Genomic DNA, 15,696 nt, shown 5'->3' with positions numbered 1-15,696 from the left:
GTCAACAAGATCGACGCAACTGGAGCAGGGTTCGGAATAAATGGCGCGCGCGACTTTGATCGGCTTTTCGGCGATTGCCATGTGGGCGCTGTTGGCGCTGATGACGGCGGCATCCGGCAGCGTCCCGCCCTTCCAGCTTTCCGCCATCACCTTTGCCATCGGAACGGGGGTGGGGCTGGCCGCCCAAGCTGCCTCGCCGGCCTTCCGCAAGAGCGAGAGAGTGCCACCCGTGGTGTGGCTCATCGGTATCGGCGGCCTCTTCGGCTATCACTTCCTCTACTTCACGGCGCTTCGCAATGCGCCCACCGTGGAAGCCAGCCTCATCGGCTATCTCTGGCCGCTTCTGATCGTGCTCGGCTCGGCTCTTGTGCCAGGCGAGCGCCTCGGCTGGCATCATGTCGCCGGCGCCTGTCTGGGCTTGGCTGGCACTTTGCTGATCATCGGCAAGGATGGTGGCTTCAGCTTCGACAGCCGCTATTCCCTTGGGTACGCCGCAGCCGGTGCAAGTGCCCTTTTCTGGTCCGGTTATTCGCTTCTTTCACGCCGCTTTCAGGCAGTGCCAACAAGCACGGTCACCTGGTTCTGTGCTGCCACCGCTCTCCTCTCCGCACTCTGCCACATGGCGCTGGAAGAGACGATCTGGCCGGTGAACATGGGCGAGTGGCTGGCGGTGCTCGGCCTCGGCCTCCTGCCGGTGGGAGCTGCGTTCTACGCCTGGGATTATGGCGTGAAGCACGGTAACATCCAGGTGTTGGGAGCCGCCAGCTATGCAGCCCCTCTCCTGTCCACGCTGGTCCTGATCGCTGCGGGCCGGGCCGAGCCGACCGCGGCGACGCTTGCGGCTTGCCTTCTCATCACCGGCGGCGCCGCGCTTGCAGCCAAAAGCATGATTTTCCGCCAAAAGGAGCTGGCGGAAGATGCCGCGGTCTGACGGCTAGAAGATATCCTTCCGTTTGCGGATCTCGGCGAAGACTTCCACATCGGGGGCGTTCTCCATGCCGAGATTGCGGCGAATGACCGGATCGTGCCAACGAAGGAACGGGTTTGTCGCCATCTCTTCACGCAAGGTGGTCGGCAGGGTCGGCCTGTCCTCGCGCCGCAGCGCTTCGATCTTCTTTGCCCGCTCCTTGAGTGCAGAGTTGGTGGGATCGACCGAGAGCGCGAAGCGGGCGTTGGACTCGGTATATTCGTGCCCGCAATAGATGACGGTCTCGAGCGGCAGCTCCGTCAGTTTCTTGAGCGATTCGTACATGACCGGCGGCTTGCATTCGAACAACCGGCCACAACCGAGAGCAAACAGCGTGTCGGCCGTGAAGGCGACGCCTGCTTTGGGGAAAAAGTAGCTGACATGGCCAGCCGTGTGCCCCGGCGTCTCGATCACGCGCGCTTCCTGGTTACCGACGCGCACGATGTCCCCCTCATTCACCTGCCGGTCAATACCCGGAATCTTGTCCGCCTCCTTGGCGGGACCGACAATCGTAAGGCCGAAACGCTCCTTGAGCGCTAGATTGGCTTCGACATGGTCGGCATGATGATGCGTGATGAGCAGCAATGAGGGTGTCCAGCCCGTACGTTCGATCGCCTCCAGAATCGGGCGCTCCTGCGGCGCGTCAATCAGGGCGGTGACACCCGTTTCCGAATCGCGCGCAAGGATGCCGAAATTGTCGCTGTGGCACATGAACTGTTCGATTTCGAGCGTCATCACTATCTCCGTATCCAGTCAGACACATAGGGTCTCGGCCGGCCTTTGTCACCGCCGAAAGACTTTCTTGAAGCGGGCGCCCTGGACGCTTACCCTCTTCGTATGAACACCGACATCGTCGACCTCAGGGCATTCTACGCAAGCCTGCTCGGAAAGCTGGCCGAGAGGTCTATTGCCATGGCCCTTTCATCGATCTGGTGCAAGCTGCCGGACGAGCGTCTTGTGGGCCTTGGCTATGCCGTGCCCTGGCTCGAGCGCTTCGGTGCCGACGCGGAACGCGTATTTGCTTTCATGCCCGCGCGCCAGGGGGCCATCCGGTGGCCAACCGGGCGGCCTTCCACGACGGCGTTGGTCTTCGAAGAGGAACTGCCGCTCGCTGACGCCGCGATCGATCGGGTGCTGGTGGTCCATGCATTGGAGCATGCGGAAAATCCACGGCAGATGCTGATGGAGCTTTGGCGCGTGCTGGCGCCGGGCGGGCGTATCGTCATCGTGGTGCCGAACCGGCGAGGGGTCTGGGCGCGCTTCGAGCATACGCCCTTCGGAACCGGCCGCCCCTACTCCCGGACGCAGTTGGTGGAGCTTCTTCGCGAGGCCAATTTCACGCCCGGCGCGTGGGCGGATACGCTGCATTTCCCGCCCGCGCGGCGCCGCTGGGTGATGCGGCTTCACCAAGTGCTGGAGCGTGCCGGCAAACGGTTCTGGCCCCTTTTCGCTGGAGTCCTCGTGGTCGAGGCCGAGAAACGGCTTTATCAGGGCATTCCGGCAAAAGCGCGCCGCAAGCGGCGTGTGCTCGTTCCCGTATTGAGCCCGCAGGGGGCGACCCGCGGAGCTGCGATCCATATGGAGAAAAAGGGAGAGTGAGATGTGGCGGGACCGACGGATCCTCGACCTGTTCGGCATCGAACGACCGGTGCTGCTGGCGCCCATGGCGGGCTCCGGCGGCTCTGAGCTTGCGATCGCCGTCGCCCAGGCGGGCGGGCTCGGCGCACTTCCCTGCGCGATGCTTTCTCCAGAGCAAGTCCGCACGGAACTCGGCATTATCCGCCAGCGGGTGAGCAAGCCGATTAACCTCAATTTCTTCTGTCATACGCCACCGGAGCCGGACTCCGGGCGCGAAGCCGATTGGCGTGGACGGTTGGCCGCCTACTATTCTGAATACGGCCTCGACCCGGATGCCGCACCGGCAGGCGCCGGCCGAAATCCTTTCAACGAAGAAGCGTGCATGATCGTCGAGGAATATCGCCCGGAAATCGTGAGCTTCCACTTCGGCCTGCCGAAAGAACAGCTGCTCGAGCGCGTCCGCAAGACGGAAGCCAAGATCATCGCTTCCGCTACGACGGTCGCCGAGGCTCGATGGCTCGAGGAACGCGGCTGCGATGCCATCATCGCCCAGGGCGCCGAAGCCGGTGGACATCGGGGCATTTTCCTTGAGGAGGATATTTCGACACAGCCCGGCACGATGGCGCTGGTGCCCCAGGTGGTCGACGCCGTCTCGGTGCCGGTTATCGCCGCAGGAGGCATCTCGGACGGGCGCGGCATGGCCGCTGCCTTCATGTTGGGCGCATCGGCGGTCCAGGTCGGCACCGCTTATCTTCAATCGCCCGAGGCTTTGACCGGCCCTCTTCACCGCGAAGCGCTTGCGCGGGCGCGCGATGACCGCACCGTGCTCACCAATGTCTTCACAGGGCGTCCCGCGCGCGGCCTGATCAACCGCATTATCCGCGAAGTGGGACCGATCAGCGCCGAAGCTCCCGCCTTTCCGCTTGCCACGGCCGCGATTGCGCCACTGCGAAAGGCGGCGGAAAGCGCGGGCTCGGGCGATTTCTCGCCGCTCTGGGCCGGTCAGGCAGCACCTTTGGCGCGGCCCATGCCTGCGGCGGAGCTTACGCGAAAGCTTTCGGAAGACGCCGAGAAACTTCTAACCGCGTGAGCCTGGGGGCGTTAGGACAGCGCGGGCTCCAGGTTCTTCCCGATCTTCTCCAGGTCGTAGGGCGTCGTCTGGTAGACACGGTTGATCCAGTTTCCGAACAGCAGATGAGCGTGCGAGCGCCAGCGGTTGAGCGGGGGCCGCTTAGGATCGTTGCCCGGATAATATTCATGCGGCACATCGATCGGCACGCCGGCAGCCACGTCCCGATCGTATTCTTCCTTGAGGGACGTGGAATCATATTCGATGTGATTGAACATGTAGAGCCGGTTTCCCGTCGCCTCTGCGAGCAGACAAGGGCCGGTCTCGTCCGACTCCATCAGCATTTCCAGCCCTGAATCGGCGGGAATATCGGCTGCGCGCACCTCGGTCCACCGCGAGACGGGAATGGCGAAATCATCCGAGAACCCGGCGAGATAGGGGGAGGCGGGAGCGTAGTTGCGGTGCCGGAAGACGCCGAATGCCTTTTTCTCGAGCGTGTGTTTCGGGATGCGATGGAAATGCCAGGCAGCCGCCATCGCGCCCCAGCAAATGAAGAACGACGAATGGACGTTGGTCGTGGTCCAATCGAAAATCCGCGCCAGCTCTTCCCAATAAGTCACCTCTTCGTAGGGCAACAATTCCACGGGGGCGCCGGTTACGATGAAGCCGTCGAATTTGCGCGATGCCACCTCTTCCCAGGTTTCATAGAAGGCGATCAGATGTTCTTCCGGCGTGTTCTTGGCCTTGTGGTTTCCGATGCGCACCAGCGTCAGTTCCACCTGGAGTGGACTGGCGCCGATCAGCCGGGCGAACTGCGTCTCCGTGCGGATCTTGTTCGGCATGAGGTTCAAGAGCCCGATCTGCAATGGACGGATATCCTGACGAAGCGCCGTCTTTTCGTCCATGACGGAGACGCCCTCGCGCACAAGCACCTCGCGGGCAGGCAGCTGATCGGGAATCTTGATCGGCATAGTAGAACTCCAAAACAAAAAAACCGGCGGCGAAGATCGCGGCCGGTCCCAACGGACTTGATATCTTCGGCCTCTTTAGCGACTTCTTTTACGTGGCTGCAAGCCGACCGGCCAAATCACCACGGGTTCACCTTGCTATTTAGGCCTGCCTCCCCTTTGCGTCAATGGAGTTGATGGGTTAAAGCAGGCGGCCTCAAACTGACGGAACTTCTGATGACTTCGCTCGATCGTCCCCAGCCCAAGCCCGGCGTCATGGATATTGCGGCCTATGTACCCGGCCGCGAAAGCGCGCCTGGCGCCGCAAAGGTTTGGAAGCTTTCCTCGAACGAGACCCCTCTTGGCCCCTCGCCGGCCGCGTTGGAGGCGGTGCAGGAGGCAACTCAGCATCTCGAGCGATATCCGGATGGCTCCGCTTCGAAATTGCGCAACGCGATAGCGGAAGCGCACGGGCTCAATCCCGCGAACATCCTGTGCTCCAACGGCTCCGACGAGCTCCTTGGCCTCCTCGCGCAAACCTATCTGAAACCGGGCGACGAGGGCATCTATACGGAGCACGGATTCCTGGTCTACCGCATCCAGATCCTCGCCGCCGGGGCCACCCCGGTGGTCGTCAAGGAGAGGAACGAGCGCACCGATGTGGACGAGATCCTCGCGGCGGTCACCGATCGCACGAAGATCGTCTTTCTCGCGAACCCGAACAATCCCACGGGCACCTATCTGCCAGTGGACGAGGTGAAGCGCCTGCGCGCCGGTTTGCCGCGCGGCGTCCTTCTCGTGCTGGATGCCGCCTATGCGGAATATGTGCGCCGCAACGACTACGAGGCTGGGATCGAGCTCGTCTCGTCCAATGACAATGTCGTCATGACACGCACATTCTCGAAGATCTACGGCCTGGCAGCGCTGCGCATCGGCTGGATGTACGCCCCCAGCCACGTGGTGGAGGCGGTGAACCGTGTGCGCGGCCCCTTTAACGTGAACTCCATCGCCATCGAGGCCGGAGCGGCCGCCATACGTGACAAGGCGCATGTGGAACGGGCGGTGGCGCATAACGAAACCTGGCGCACCTGGCTGACGGAAGAGCTGGAGAAGCTCGGCCTCAGGGTAACGCCAAGCGTCGGCAATTTCCTCTTGGTTCATTTCCCGATGGAGGGCAGCAAGACCGCGGAGGCGGCGGACGCTTTCCTGACTTCTCGCGGCTACATATTGCGACGCGTGACAGGTTACGGCTTTCCCAATGCGCTCCGCCTGACCGTCGGCTGCGAAGAAGCCAATCGCGGCGTCATTGCTGCGCTCGCCGGATTTTTAGGAAGGTGAGCCGTGGCCGACCCGCTGTTTAACAGAATCGCGCTTGTCGGTATCGGCCTCATAGGGTCATCGATTGCGCGCGTGATCCGCCGGGAAGGCTTGGCAAACACCATCGTCGTCAACACCCGGCGGCCGGAAACCCTGGCCCGCGCCCGAGAGCTCGGCCTGGGCGACGAGTATTTCGAAACGGCCGCCGACGCGGTTGAAGATGCCGATCTCGTGATCGTGTCCGTGCCCGTCGGTGCTTCGGGCAGCGTCGCAGCCGAGATCGCCGGCACCCTGAAACCCGGCGCGATTGTCACCGATGTGGGCTCCACGAAGCGATCGGTCCTGGAGCAGATGGAACCCGTCTTGCCCAAGACGGTGCATTTCATCCCCGGCCATCCTATCGCCGGCACCGAGCATTCAGGCCCCGATGCCGGATTTGCCGGGCTGTTCGAAGGACGCTGGTGCATCCTTACGCCGCCTCCCGGAACGAACGAGGAGGCGCTTGCCCGCCTGACCCGGTTTTGGGAACGGTGCGGGTCGAAGGTCGATACCATGGATCCACAGCACCACGACCTCGTGCTCGCCATTGTCTCGCACCTGCCTCACATCATCGCCTACAACATCGTGGGCACCGCCGACGACCTGGAAACGGTCACCAAATCCGAAGTAATCAAATATTCGGCTTCAGGTTTCCGCGACTTCACGCGCCTGGCGGCCTCCGACCCGACCATGTGGCGCGATGTCTGCCTGCACAACAAGGACGCGATCCTTGAGATGCTGGCCAGGTTTTCGGAGGACCTGTCGGCGTTGCAGAGAGCGATCCGCTGGAGCGACGGCGAGAAGCTGTTCGACCTCTTCACCCGCACCCGGGCCATCAGGCGCTCGATCATCGAAGCGGGTCAGGAAGTGGACGCACCAGATTTCGGCCGGCAGGTCATTGCGCATCCGCCCAAGCAGGGTGCCTGAGCACGGCTACTCAATCGCCGGGATCTCACCGAGCGGGATAAAGCCAAGGAAGACTTTGCCCCGCGTGATGCGGACCGGAAGCGGCTGATTTTCCAGGCTGGCAAGCATGCCTGTAGCCGCCCGGATCTGATCGCCCTCGTCCGGGAAGATTTGGGCCATGACTTCGGCCACCTCCCGGGGATCATTGATCGTAATCGAAAGATCCGCATCGATCCGTCCGTCATCCCTCACGGAGATGGGGCCCGAAAGAGAAAAGCCCGCCCTCTCGCCGGTGACGCCGACCACCATTTCCTCGATCGTTGCAGATCGCCCGCGCAGATCATGCACCTTTTCCTTAAGCAGGGAGACGCCGTCTTGAACAAGTCCGAGCACCCTCCCCTCAATGGGCGGCAAGCCCGGTGCGATTTCTGCGCCGGCAACAAGGTCCCTGAAACTGACCGCTATTTCGAGATCGGCCTCCCTTTGCCGCGCGTGGAATTGAACATCGTCCACGGTCAAAAGAGGGGCCGGATCGCCCTCCTCGGCTGAAATTTCCACTTTCTTGCCTTCGACCGAAAGGGTTTCCGGCAATGGCCGGGAAAGCCGTGTGCTGGCCAAGAGGGACTCCCAGCGGGCCTCCAGCGGTATGGTGAAAGGCAGGATGATCTTGGCAGGCCCATCCAACTGGCCCAGAACCCGGTAGGGCTGGTAAACATTTGCGGCCGACTGCATTCGCCCCGCTCGGATGGAAACCCCATCGCTGACATTCTCGTAGAAAACGCCCTTGCAGTATAAGCCAATGCGGAACGGAAACCCCCTTGCCTCCGGCTCCTCGCAGAAAGCGCGTACGCCGCCGCCATTGAGGCTGGCAAGCGTAGCGGCCGCGCGCGTTTCCAGCCCACGCGCGAAATAATACCAGCCGGCGGTATAGGCGGCGCAGAAAAGAACGACGGCAACGGCAAGCAGCACGATGCGCCGGCCGAAACGCGAGCCTGTTCTTGACGCCATGCCGTTGCTCCCTTTACCCGAATCGTCTTTGCCCAGAAAAGACAAAGGCAGAACCAGCGAAATGGACGATTTTTGGGTGTTTGGCTACGGCTCTTTGATGTGGCGGCCCGGTTTTGCCCATGTCGAAACGCGCAAAGCCCGGCTGTTCGGCTACCGCCGGGCGCTTTGCATCCATTCGCATGTGCATCGTGGCACGCCTGATCGGCCGGGCTTGGTGCTCGGCCTTGATCGTGGAGGCTCCTGCCTCGGGCTTGCCTTCTCCGTCCCGGGCAAGCTCGCTGGAGAAGTCATCGCTTATCTGCGGGAAAGGGAACTGATCACCAACGTCTATCTTGAGCGCCGTCTGGCCGTCAGGCTGGAAGGCGGGCAGATCGTGGAGGCGCTGACTTACGTGGTCGATCGCCGGCATCCGCAATATGCGGGCGCGATGGACCCCTCCGAAGCGGCGCGCAGGGTGGCGGGAGCCGTTGGGCAATCGGGGCCCAACGAGGAATATGTGATCAACACCGTCCAGCACCTGAAGGCACTCGGTATCCGCGATCATTGGCTGGAAGCGGTGGCGGAGCGGATCTCCGGCCCTGCAAAAAGCCTATAGCGGCTCGCTGCTTGCTTCCTTCGAAGCTGTGCCGGCCTTCTGCAATTCCTGGATTCGCGAAATCGCGGTCGGCGGCAGGGGCGGAGGGTTGGGGCCGCTTGCCGCCTCCAGCAACAACTCGTCACAGGCCGCTTCCGTCTCACGGATCAGCCGCTTCAGAAAATCCTCTCGCGAAAGTCCCGGCTCGATGGGCGGCAAAAAGCGGGCGCGGATGACGCCCGGATAACGCAGGAACTTCCGCCGCGGCCAGTAGAGGCCGGCCACATGCGCGACCGGAACGACGGGGACCTGGAGCTGGGCATAAAGTTCGACGATTCCGTATTTATAGGCGGGCTCGGCGCCAGGCGGCCGGCGCGTGCCCTCGGGATAGATGATGAGTTGCCGGCCTTCGCTCATGCGCTCGCGACCGATCTTGACTGCCTGCCGCAGTGCTTTCGAGCGGCTCCCACGGTCGATGGGAATCATGCGCATCTTTGCGACATACCAGCCGAAGAGCGGGATCCACATGAGCTCCCGTTTCAAGATGTAAACTGCATCGGGAATCGAGGGCAGGAAGGCTATCGTGTCCCAAAATGACTGATGTTTCGGGGCGATGATGCAGGGGCCGGCGGGAAGGTTTTCGGTTCCCGAGATTTCGGCCTTTGCGCCCCCGAGCACCTTGTGCAGCCAGAGGCAGGAGGCCGCCCAGAACTTCGGCACGAACCAGGCTTTCTTGCGTGGCAGGAGGAAATAGACGGGTGCCCACAGGATCATCTGGATGATCGTGTTGAGGTAAAGAGCGGTGTTGAATGCCAGCGAGCGGAGGAAGAGCATACGGAAACCTGATCGAAGGGCGCGGGCCACCGCCGTTCGTTACCGCAAGCAGGCTCGATGTAAAGAGCAGAAAGCGAGAAGCCTACCTACTTGTGGGCGATCGCGGTGCTCAGGCCTTCAAAGGGCACCGCGCCATCCCTCGTCGGCAGGAGACCGCGGGCCAAGGCCGCGACATATTTGCTGTACTCGATCAAGAGCACCCTCATTGCGTCCGGCTTGCTGATCCAGCTTCCGTCATCAAGCGGCGTGTTGACGACCGGATAGGGCTGCAGATCCGCATTCGGGAGGATGCGCCGCATCTCCAACAGGCTGCGCGGCATATGGTAGTTGTTGGTGACGACAATGATGCTGCCATAGGTGTTGGCGCTCACCCATTTGGCACTTTCTTGCGCGTTGCCGACCGTGTTCAGCGCCACCCGGTCGATATCGACGCAGCAGTTGAAGAGCGCCCGGTCGCTGCCTGTTGCAAGCCTCAGATCATCCACGCGGGCGATGGGATTGACGCCGCTGATAAGCAGGCGCTTGGCCTTGCCAGCCTTGAGCAGATCCATGCCCGTATCGATCCGTGACTGACCGCCGGTCAGCACCACGATGCCATCGGCAGGATTGAGTTCCGCCGGTGCACGCAGATGCGCAACGTGATCCGCAAAAAGGCCGAAGCCGCCGATGTAAAGGGCAACGGTGAGGGAAAAAGCGGTAAGCAGCAATCTTAGCGCCATCCGCACACGACGCGGGCGGCGCAAGCTGGTATCCGCCGACGTAATCGCAATTCCCGTCATCTTTCCATAAGTAGACGGCAATTGCGGCAAGGGCGAGTCAGAGCATGCTCCTTGTGAGCACAATGCGTTACCAAAGGAATCGGTCCGTGAAAATTGCTTGGGCGTCATATGTCTATGCGTCTGAGATAACGAATGACGGTAATATGGGAAGTGGCGGCGGTCAGGATCGCGATCAGCACCACGATGAGTCCAACACCCAAATAGCCTGACAGCCCTATGGAAAAATTGCCGAAAAGCGCGGCCGCTTGATCTCCTTCCGGGGTAGCCACGTTGCGGGACGACCACCAGGAGAAAATCACGAATACGACGATAGCGGTCAATCCTCCGGCGGCGGCTCCCCGCATACCGGCGAGCAGGAAGTGACGGCGGAATTCGCGGGCTATAAGACCGGCTTCCGCCCCAACGAAATGCAGAACTTCAATCACATGACCGTTCCCGACCATGGCGCCACGGGTGGCGAAGATCACCGTCAGCCCGGTGGCGGAAAGCATCAGCGCGAGCACTCCGATACCGATGGCGACCGTGCTACGCGCCATCGCGACCAGCCGGTCTACCCATGTCCGGTGATCATCCAGCGTCGCGCTGGGCACTGCCTGTGCCAGCTCCTCGCGCATCGCGGCGAAATCCGGGCGTTCCGCCGGATCGATCGTGATGATCACCAGGCGCGGCACGGGAAGATCGTCGATATTCAGGCCGGGGCCGAGCCAAGGCTCAAGCAGCCGTGCCGTCGCCGCCCGATCCACGATGCTCGCGCTGCGCACGCCGCGATAGCCCGCTGCGATGCGTTGAGCGCTGGCGAGGGCTTCCTCCATATCCAGCCCTTCGACCGGCTTTATCTGGATCGTCGCTTCCCGGGCGATCTGCGTCTGCCACGTGGTCGCGGTGTCGCGAACCAGGGTGACTGCCCCAAGGGTAAGACAGGAAAGAAAGGTCATGATGGCGATGACGAGCACCATCGCCCGCCCGGCGACATTGTCCGGCGGCACGATAGGATTTTGCCTGCGCGCCTTGCGCATGGCGGCCTCCCGCTTCAGGGCGCCGACTTTATCGGCCAGCCGGGTCGCCTGCTCCCTCGCCGCATCGGATCTAATCATAGATCTCGAGCCTTCCGCCAGAGAGGATCATTCGCCGCGCGTCGACCTGCTCCATAAGCCCTATGTCGTGCGTGGCGATGACGACCGCGGTGCCGAGCCGGTTCAGCTCGATCAGAAGGCGCAGCAGACGGCGGGCAAGTTGCGGATCCACATTGCCCGTGGGCTCGTCAGCGAGCAGGATTTGCGGCTGCTCGATGAGCGCCCGCGCGATGGCCGCGCGCTGTTTTTCACCGCCCGAAAGAACGGGCGGAAAGACATGCATGCGGTCACCAAGGCCGACCCATTTCAGGAGTTCGACCACGTCGCTGCGATAGCTTGCCTCCTCGCGCCCACGGACCCGCAGCGGCAGCGCCACGTTCTCATAGGTGGTAAGATGGTCAAGCAGCCGGAAATCCTGGAAGACGATGCCAATCCGCCGGCGGATGAGCGGCAATTCCTCGCGCGTGATCCGCGACCGATCCTTGCCAAAAATCGTGATGAGGCCGCGGGTGGGCTTCAGCGACAGGAAGAGCAGCCGCAGCAAGGTCGTCTTTCCAGTGCCGGAGGGACCGCTCAGGAACTGGAACGAACGCTCCTGCAGAAAAAAGGAAACGTCGCGGAGCACCTCGGTGCCCATGCCATATCTGAGGCCGACATTCTCGAAGCGTATCACGTGAACAGACCTGCGCTTTTCGGAGCGGATAACCAGCCGCGGTTGCGAAGATGGCGGCCCGAGACACGGACCTACCTTTGGCGGTTATGGTTAATGCCCGATTAATAGACGGGTGAAAACCGCCAAATTGCGGAACATTAACCATTAACGGCTACACGAAGGAAATGTCAGCGGAAACGCGGAGAAGAGTAGTGGGTCCGGAAGCGGGAGAGCTTATCATAGCCACAGCTGCGCCCCGAAACGGCGTGGACGTCAAAGAGGAAGACGTCATCGACGCCGAATACGAGACCCTGCTTCCAGAATGCCTTCCAAGGGCATCCTTCGCATCGTCCGCAACTGCGTCTGACCTAGGGTACTCAGGCCTCGATATCCTGCGCCGAGGCGGGAGAAGCCTCCTGGCCTCGTGGCTTCTCGCGGCTGCCATGTCCCGCGCCCTTGGCATCCGTGCGTTCAGGGCAAAACCGCAGACCCGTTAGAAGCGCACAGGGTGCACGCGGCATCACGGTCCTTTTTTCAGCGACAATTGCGGAACAGCGTACTATTTCCTGGGGAGAAGCCCTTTGCAACCAGCCTTGGAAAGCGCTTCTCCTTCTACCGCCGGCCAGCCGCGGTTAAGGGAAAAGAACGTGTATCGGTTTTGTTCAAGGAGCATGTGTCCAATGCCTGTCGTGCGCGGCAAGGAAATCGAAGTCCTCTATTCCGCTTCCACGATCGCGCAGCGGAATCTGGAGCTCGCAAAGGAAATAGCAGGGCGCGACTACAACGATCTGCTTGTGGTCTCCGTGCTCAAGGGTTCCTTCATCTTCGCGGCCGACCTCATCCGCGCAATGCATGACGCCGGTATCTCGCCCGAAGTCGAGTTCATCATGATCTCCAGCTATGGCGCCGGCAAGACGAGCGGCGAGATCAAAGTGCTGCGGGATATCGACAACGACGTGCAGGGGCGCGACATCCTGCTGATCGACGATATTCTGGAATCGGGAAAGACGCTGAAATTCACGCGCGAGCTCATGCTTTCGCGTGGTGCACGTTCGGTCTCTATCGCGGTCCTCCTCGACAAGCGTTCACGCCGGCAGGCGAGCCTGGAGGCGGATTTCGTGGGCTTCGAATGCCCCGACTATTTCGTGGTCGGCTATGGGATGGATGTCGCCCACGCCTTCCGCGAGCTGCCTTTCGTCGGCGTGGTAAAGGGCGACGGCTGACATTGGGAAATCGGCTCGCGTTCAGCGAACGTCAACAATTGCTGGCCAAAATCTCTACATGGCAAAACTTCTGATCGTTGACGACGACCATTCGGTCCGAACTTTTACTGCACGCGCCCTCGCCGCCGCTGGCCATATGGTCGAGATGGCGGAAGATGGCGTCGATGCGCTAGACAAATTGGAGAAGGCCGACGGTGCCTTCGACCTCGTGCTGTCCGACATCCGGATGCCTGCGATGGACGGCATCGAGATGGCACGCACGGCCGTAAGGACATTCCCGGGCCTGCGGCTTCTGCTCATGACCGGCTTCGCCGACCAGCGCGAACGCGCCGTGGAAATGGACGGCACGGTTCTGGGCGTCGTCAACAAGCCCTTTACGCTAGCGGAGATCCGCGACCGGGTTGTAAGGGCGCTCGCGGCCTAAAACCCGCCAGCGACCGCCATTGCCTCCATCAATTCCGCTCACGATCTTTCGTTAAAAAAGCGCGGCCGGAAACCCGACCGCGCCCGTCAATCCCTAAATAACGGCTTAGAAGTCCATTCCACCGCCGGCGGGCATGGCCGGTGCGGTTTCCTTCTTCGGCCGATCGGCCACCATCGCCTCGGTCGTGATCAGCAGGCCTGCGACAGAGGCGGCGTCCTGGAGAGCGGTGCGGACCACCTTCACCGGGTCGATGACGCCCATCTGGTAGAGGTCGCCATATTCGCCGGTCTGGGCGTTCCATCCATGGCCGAAATCCGCCTTCTCGCGCAGCTTACCGACAATGATGGAGCCTTCCGCACCCGCGTTCTCGGCGATCTGCCGGATCGGAGCCTCGATGGCGCGGCGGACGATGTTGATGCCCACCTTCTGATCCTCATTATCGGCGGTAACGCCATCCAGCGCCTTCGCCGCGCGCAGCAGAGCCACGCCACCGCCGGGAAGCAGACCTTCCTCTACGGCCGCGCGCGTGGCATGCATGGCATCGTCCACGCGGTCCTTGCGCTCCTTCACCTCGATCTCGGTGGCGCCGCCGACGCGAATCACCGCGACGCCGCCGGCAAGCTTGGCAAGCCGCTCCTGCAGCTTCTCGCGGTCGTAATCGGAGGTGGTCTCCTCGATCTGCGCCTTGATCTGGGCGATGCGGCCCTGGATCTCGTCCTTGGAGCCTGCGCCGTCGACAACGGTGGTGTTTTCCTTTTCGATCACCACCTTCTTGGCGCGACCCAGCATCTCAAGCGTGACATTCTCGAGCTTGATGCCAAGGTCTTCGGAGATCGCGGTACCACCGGTCAGGATCGCAATGTCCTGAAGCATGGCCTTGCGGCGATCGCCGAAGCCGGGAGCTTTCACCGCGGCAACCTTCAGGCCGCCACGCAGCTTGTTGACGACGAGTGTTGCGAGCGCCTCGCCCTCGACATCCTCGGCGATGATAAGGAGCGGACGGCCGGATTGGACGACCGCCTCCAGAACGGGAAGCAGCGGCTGGAGGCTCGAAAGCTTCTTCTCATGGATAAGCACATAAGGCTCGTCCAGCTCCACCCGCATCTTCTCCTGGTTCGTAATGAAATACGGGGAGAGATAGCCGCGGTCGAACTGCATACCCTCGACCACTTCAAGCTCCGTCTCGGCCGTCTTGGCCTCCTCGACGGTGATCACGCCCTCATTGCCCACTTTTTCCATGGCCTGGGCGAGGAACCGGCCGATCTCCTGGTCGCCATTGGCCGAGATCGTGCCCACCTGAGCAATCTCGTCATTCTTGGTGACTTTACGCGCGTTCTTTTTCAACTCTTCGACGACGGCTTCGACCGCCTTGTCGATGCCACGCTTCAGGTCCATTGGGTTCATGCCGGAAGCGACCGCCTTGGCGCCTTCCTTCACGATGGCCTGGGCGAGAACGGTCGCGGTCGTGGTGCCGTCCCCCGCGGCGTCATTGGTCTTGGACGCCACTTCGCGCACCATCTGAGCGCCCATATTCTCGAACTTGTCCTCAAGCTCGATCTCCTTGGCGACGGTGACACCATCCTTGGTGATACGCGGGGCGCCGAACGACTTGTCGATCACCACATTGCGGCCCTTCGGGCCGAGGGTGACCTTGACGGCATTGGCGAGGATATCGACGCCGCGCAGCATGCGCTCGCGGGCATCCGTATGGAATTTTACGTCCTTGGCAGCCATTTCAATACTCCTTCATAGGCAGCATTCGACTGATGGGAGGCTCCGCTCAGGCAGCCTTCTTGACCTCGGCCTCCTTGTCGAGGATGCCGAGCACATCGCTTTCCTTCATGATGAGGAGATCCTCGCCCTGCAGGCGGATTTCCGTGCCGGACCACTTGCCGAAAAGGATGCGGTCCCCGACCTTCACCTCCAGGGCGACAAGCTCGCCCTTCTCGTTGCGCGCACCGGGGCCGACGGCCAGCACCTCACCTTCCTGCGGTTTTTCCTTCGCGGTATCGGGAATGATCACCCCTCCCGCCGTCTTCTCCTCCGCCTCGATGCGGCGGACAAGCAGGCGGTCATGCAAAGGACGGAACTTCATGTCTTCCTCCTGGGACAAACAATTTCGAAGCACCTCCCGCGCCATCCATCCGGCGCGGCACGCGGCCCGTCATGGCGCCGCGCGCGAAAAATTTGGTTCGAAAAAAACGGACCTTCAAGAGGGGTTGGAAGAAAAATTAGCACTCGCCATGGGAGAGTGCCAGAACGCCGTGGATATCTCGGCTTCGCCCGCAGCCACGCCTTCATAAGAC

Annotated in this window: 18 protein-coding genes and 1 riboswitch; of the genes, 9 read left to right on the top strand and 9 right to left on the bottom strand. The window is 61.8% G+C overall.

What is annotated here, in order from left to right; all coding sequences use genetic code 11:
• The first annotated feature begins 40 nt into the window (after positions 1 to 40).
• A complete protein-coding gene (locus CHEJ32_RS0116450; protein ID WP_028034766.1) occupies positions 41 to 931 on the top strand; it encodes a DMT family transporter in 891 nt (296 codons plus the stop codon).
• Between the two features lie 3 nt (positions 932 to 934).
• Here the strand turns inward: CHEJ32_RS0116450 and gloB are convergent, their stop codons facing one another.
• Complete coding sequence (gloB, locus tag CHEJ32_RS0116445) at positions 935 to 1,702, bottom strand: hydroxyacylglutathione hydrolase (RefSeq protein ID WP_028034765.1); 768 nt, start codon at positions 1,700 to 1,702, stop codon at positions 935 to 937.
• 102 nt (positions 1,703 to 1,804) lie between these two features.
• On the opposite strand from gloB, the gene CHEJ32_RS0116440 reads away from it, so the two are divergent.
• A complete protein-coding gene (locus tag CHEJ32_RS0116440) occupies positions 1,805 to 2,566 on the top strand; it encodes a class I SAM-dependent methyltransferase (RefSeq protein WP_028034764.1) in 762 nt (253 codons plus the stop codon).
• A gap of 1 nt (position 2,567) precedes the next feature.
• On the top strand, positions 2,568 to 3,635 hold the full coding sequence (locus CHEJ32_RS0116435) for a nitronate monooxygenase family protein (protein WP_028034763.1): 1,068 nt from the start codon (positions 2,568 to 2,570) through the stop codon (positions 3,633 to 3,635).
• 11 nt (positions 3,636 to 3,646) lie between these two features.
• On the opposite strand, the gene metA is transcribed toward CHEJ32_RS0116435, so the two are convergent.
• Positions 3,647 to 4,585, bottom strand: a complete 939-nt coding sequence (metA, locus tag CHEJ32_RS0116430) for a homoserine O-succinyltransferase (RefSeq protein WP_028034762.1) — start codon at positions 4,583 to 4,585, stop codon at positions 3,647 to 3,649.
• Positions 4,586 to 4,639: 54 nt separating this feature from the next.
• Positions 4,640 to 4,718, bottom strand: a riboswitch (SAM riboswitch).
• 80 nt (positions 4,719 to 4,798) lie between these two features.
• Between metA and hisC the strand changes: the two genes are divergently transcribed.
• Both hisC and CHEJ32_RS0116420 read left to right on the top strand, forming a co-directional pair.
• Positions 4,799 to 5,899 carry a histidinol-phosphate transaminase gene (gene hisC, locus CHEJ32_RS0116425; protein WP_028034761.1) on the top strand — a complete coding sequence of 367 codons (1,101 nt, stop codon included), beginning with the start codon at positions 4,799 to 4,801 and terminating at the stop codon, positions 5,897 to 5,899.
• Between the two features lie 3 nt (positions 5,900 to 5,902).
• A complete protein-coding gene (locus CHEJ32_RS0116420) occupies positions 5,903 to 6,844 on the top strand; it encodes a prephenate/arogenate dehydrogenase family protein (RefSeq protein ID WP_028034760.1) in 942 nt (313 codons plus the stop codon).
• A 6-nt stretch (positions 6,845 to 6,850) separates the two neighbouring features.
• On the opposite strand, the gene CHEJ32_RS0116415 is transcribed toward CHEJ32_RS0116420, so the two are convergent.
• Positions 6,851 to 7,831, bottom strand: coding sequence for a DUF2125 domain-containing protein (locus tag CHEJ32_RS0116415; protein ID WP_028034759.1), 981 nt, complete (start codon positions 7,829 to 7,831; stop codon positions 6,851 to 6,853).
• Positions 7,832 to 7,892: 61 nt separating this feature from the next.
• Here CHEJ32_RS0116415 and CHEJ32_RS0116410 point away from each other — a divergent pair, with 61 nt between their 5' ends.
• Positions 7,893 to 8,426 (top strand): gamma-glutamylcyclotransferase, encoded by a 534-nt coding sequence (locus CHEJ32_RS0116410; RefSeq protein ID WP_028034758.1) that lies wholly within the window; start codon positions 7,893 to 7,895, stop codon positions 8,424 to 8,426.
• On the opposite strand, the gene CHEJ32_RS0116405 is transcribed toward CHEJ32_RS0116410, so the two are convergent.
• From CHEJ32_RS0116405 to ftsE, 4 genes are all read right to left on the bottom strand, one after another.
• The gene (locus CHEJ32_RS0116405; RefSeq protein ID WP_028034757.1) at positions 8,421 to 9,239 is read right to left on the bottom strand and encodes a 1-acyl-sn-glycerol-3-phosphate acyltransferase; all 819 of its coding nucleotides are present in this window, start codon (positions 9,237 to 9,239) and stop codon (positions 8,421 to 8,423) included. The two genes, CHEJ32_RS0116410 and CHEJ32_RS0116405, sit on opposite strands and share 6 nt — an antisense overlap.
• 86 nt (positions 9,240 to 9,325) lie before the next feature.
• Positions 9,326 to 10,018, bottom strand: a complete 693-nt coding sequence (locus CHEJ32_RS25090) for a YdcF family protein (protein WP_051469712.1) — start codon at positions 10,016 to 10,018, stop codon at positions 9,326 to 9,328.
• Between the two features lie 104 nt (positions 10,019 to 10,122).
• Entirely contained in the window at positions 10,123 to 11,112 is a 990-nt protein-coding gene (locus tag CHEJ32_RS0116395) for an ABC transporter permease (protein WP_156936722.1), read from the bottom strand.
• A complete protein-coding gene (gene ftsE, locus CHEJ32_RS0116390) occupies positions 11,105 to 11,764 on the bottom strand; it encodes a cell division ATP-binding protein FtsE (protein WP_028034755.1) in 660 nt (219 codons plus the stop codon). Before ftsE ends, CHEJ32_RS0116395 begins: the two co-directional genes overlap by 8 nt.
• A 659-nt stretch (positions 11,765 to 12,423) precedes the next feature.
• Between ftsE and hpt the strand changes: the two genes are divergently transcribed.
• Together hpt and CHEJ32_RS0116375 are read left to right on the top strand one after the other, a co-directional pair.
• Entirely contained in the window at positions 12,424 to 12,966 is a 543-nt protein-coding gene (gene hpt / locus CHEJ32_RS0116380; RefSeq protein WP_028034753.1) for a hypoxanthine phosphoribosyltransferase, read from the top strand.
• Positions 12,967 to 13,024: 58 nt separating this feature from the next.
• Positions 13,025 to 13,390 (top strand): response regulator, encoded by a 366-nt coding sequence (locus CHEJ32_RS0116375; protein WP_028034752.1) that lies wholly within the window; start codon positions 13,025 to 13,027, stop codon positions 13,388 to 13,390.
• A 105-nt stretch (positions 13,391 to 13,495) separates the two neighbouring features.
• Here the strand turns inward: CHEJ32_RS0116375 and groL are convergent, their stop codons facing one another.
• Both groL and CHEJ32_RS0116365 read right to left on the bottom strand, forming a co-directional pair.
• On the bottom strand, positions 13,496 to 15,124 hold the full coding sequence (gene groL / locus CHEJ32_RS0116370) for a chaperonin GroEL (RefSeq protein WP_028034751.1): 1,629 nt from the start codon (positions 15,122 to 15,124) through the stop codon (positions 13,496 to 13,498).
• A 46-nt stretch (positions 15,125 to 15,170) separates the two neighbouring features.
• Positions 15,171 to 15,485 (bottom strand): co-chaperone GroES, encoded by a 315-nt coding sequence (locus CHEJ32_RS0116365; RefSeq protein WP_028034750.1) that lies wholly within the window; start codon positions 15,483 to 15,485, stop codon positions 15,171 to 15,173.
• On the opposite strand from CHEJ32_RS0116365, the gene CHEJ32_RS0116360 reads away from it, so the two are divergent.
• Positions 15,484 to 15,693, top strand: a complete 210-nt coding sequence (locus CHEJ32_RS0116360) for a hypothetical protein (RefSeq protein ID WP_028034749.1) — start codon at positions 15,484 to 15,486, stop codon at positions 15,691 to 15,693. The two genes, CHEJ32_RS0116365 and CHEJ32_RS0116360, sit on opposite strands and share 2 nt — an antisense overlap.
• Positions 15,694 to 15,696: the final 3 nt, after the last annotated feature.

Origin of the sequence: Chelativorans sp. J32, from assembly GCF_000518985.1 — a bacterium.
Lineage (GTDB): Bacteria > Pseudomonadota > Alphaproteobacteria > Rhizobiales > Rhizobiaceae > Chelativorans.
The sequence above is the reverse complement of the archived record's forward strand: the minus strand, read 5'-3'. Positions and strand labels throughout refer to the sequence as shown.

Excerpts from the sequence above, each read along its gene's own strand:
- CHEJ32_RS0116450 (WP_028034766.1), top strand. The coding sequence starts at position 41 with ATGGCGCGCGCGACTTTGATCGGCTTTTCGGCGATTGCCATGTGGGCG.
- gloB (WP_028034765.1), bottom strand. The coding sequence starts at position 1,702 with ATGACGCTCGAAATCGAACAGTTCATGTGCCACAGCGACAATTTCGGC.
- CHEJ32_RS0116440 (WP_028034764.1), top strand. The coding sequence starts at position 1,805 with ATGAACACCGACATCGTCGACCTCAGGGCATTCTACGCAAGCCTGCTC.
- CHEJ32_RS0116435 (WP_028034763.1), top strand. The coding sequence starts at position 2,568 with ATGTGGCGGGACCGACGGATCCTCGACCTGTTCGGCATCGAACGACCG.
- metA (WP_028034762.1), bottom strand. The coding sequence starts at position 4,585 with ATGCCGATCAAGATTCCCGATCAGCTGCCTGCCCGCGAGGTGCTTGTG.
- hisC (WP_028034761.1), top strand. The coding sequence starts at position 4,799 with ATGACTTCGCTCGATCGTCCCCAGCCCAAGCCCGGCGTCATGGATATT.
- CHEJ32_RS0116415 (WP_028034759.1), bottom strand. The coding sequence starts at position 7,831 with ATGGCGTCAAGAACAGGCTCGCGTTTCGGCCGGCGCATCGTGCTGCTT.
- CHEJ32_RS0116410 (WP_028034758.1), top strand. The coding sequence starts at position 7,893 with ATGGACGATTTTTGGGTGTTTGGCTACGGCTCTTTGATGTGGCGGCCC.
- CHEJ32_RS0116405 (WP_028034757.1), bottom strand. The coding sequence starts at position 9,239 with ATGCTCTTCCTCCGCTCGCTGGCATTCAACACCGCTCTTTACCTCAAC.
- CHEJ32_RS25090 (WP_051469712.1), bottom strand. The coding sequence starts at position 10,018 with ATGACGGGAATTGCGATTACGTCGGCGGATACCAGCTTGCGCCGCCCG.
- CHEJ32_RS0116395 (WP_156936722.1), bottom strand. The coding sequence starts at position 11,112 with ATGATTAGATCCGATGCGGCGAGGGAGCAGGCGACCCGGCTGGCCGAT.
- hpt (WP_028034753.1), top strand. The coding sequence starts at position 12,424 with ATGCCTGTCGTGCGCGGCAAGGAAATCGAAGTCCTCTATTCCGCTTCC.
- CHEJ32_RS0116375 (WP_028034752.1), top strand. The coding sequence starts at position 13,025 with ATGGCAAAACTTCTGATCGTTGACGACGACCATTCGGTCCGAACTTTT.
- groL (WP_028034751.1), bottom strand. The coding sequence starts at position 15,124 with ATGGCTGCCAAGGACGTAAAATTCCATACGGATGCCCGCGAGCGCATG.
- CHEJ32_RS0116360 (WP_028034749.1), top strand. The coding sequence starts at position 15,484 with ATGTCTTCCTCCTGGGACAAACAATTTCGAAGCACCTCCCGCGCCATC.
- CHEJ32_RS0116365 (WP_028034750.1), bottom strand. The coding sequence starts at position 15,485 with ATGAAGTTCCGTCCTTTGCATGACCGCCTGCTTGTCCGCCGCATCGAG.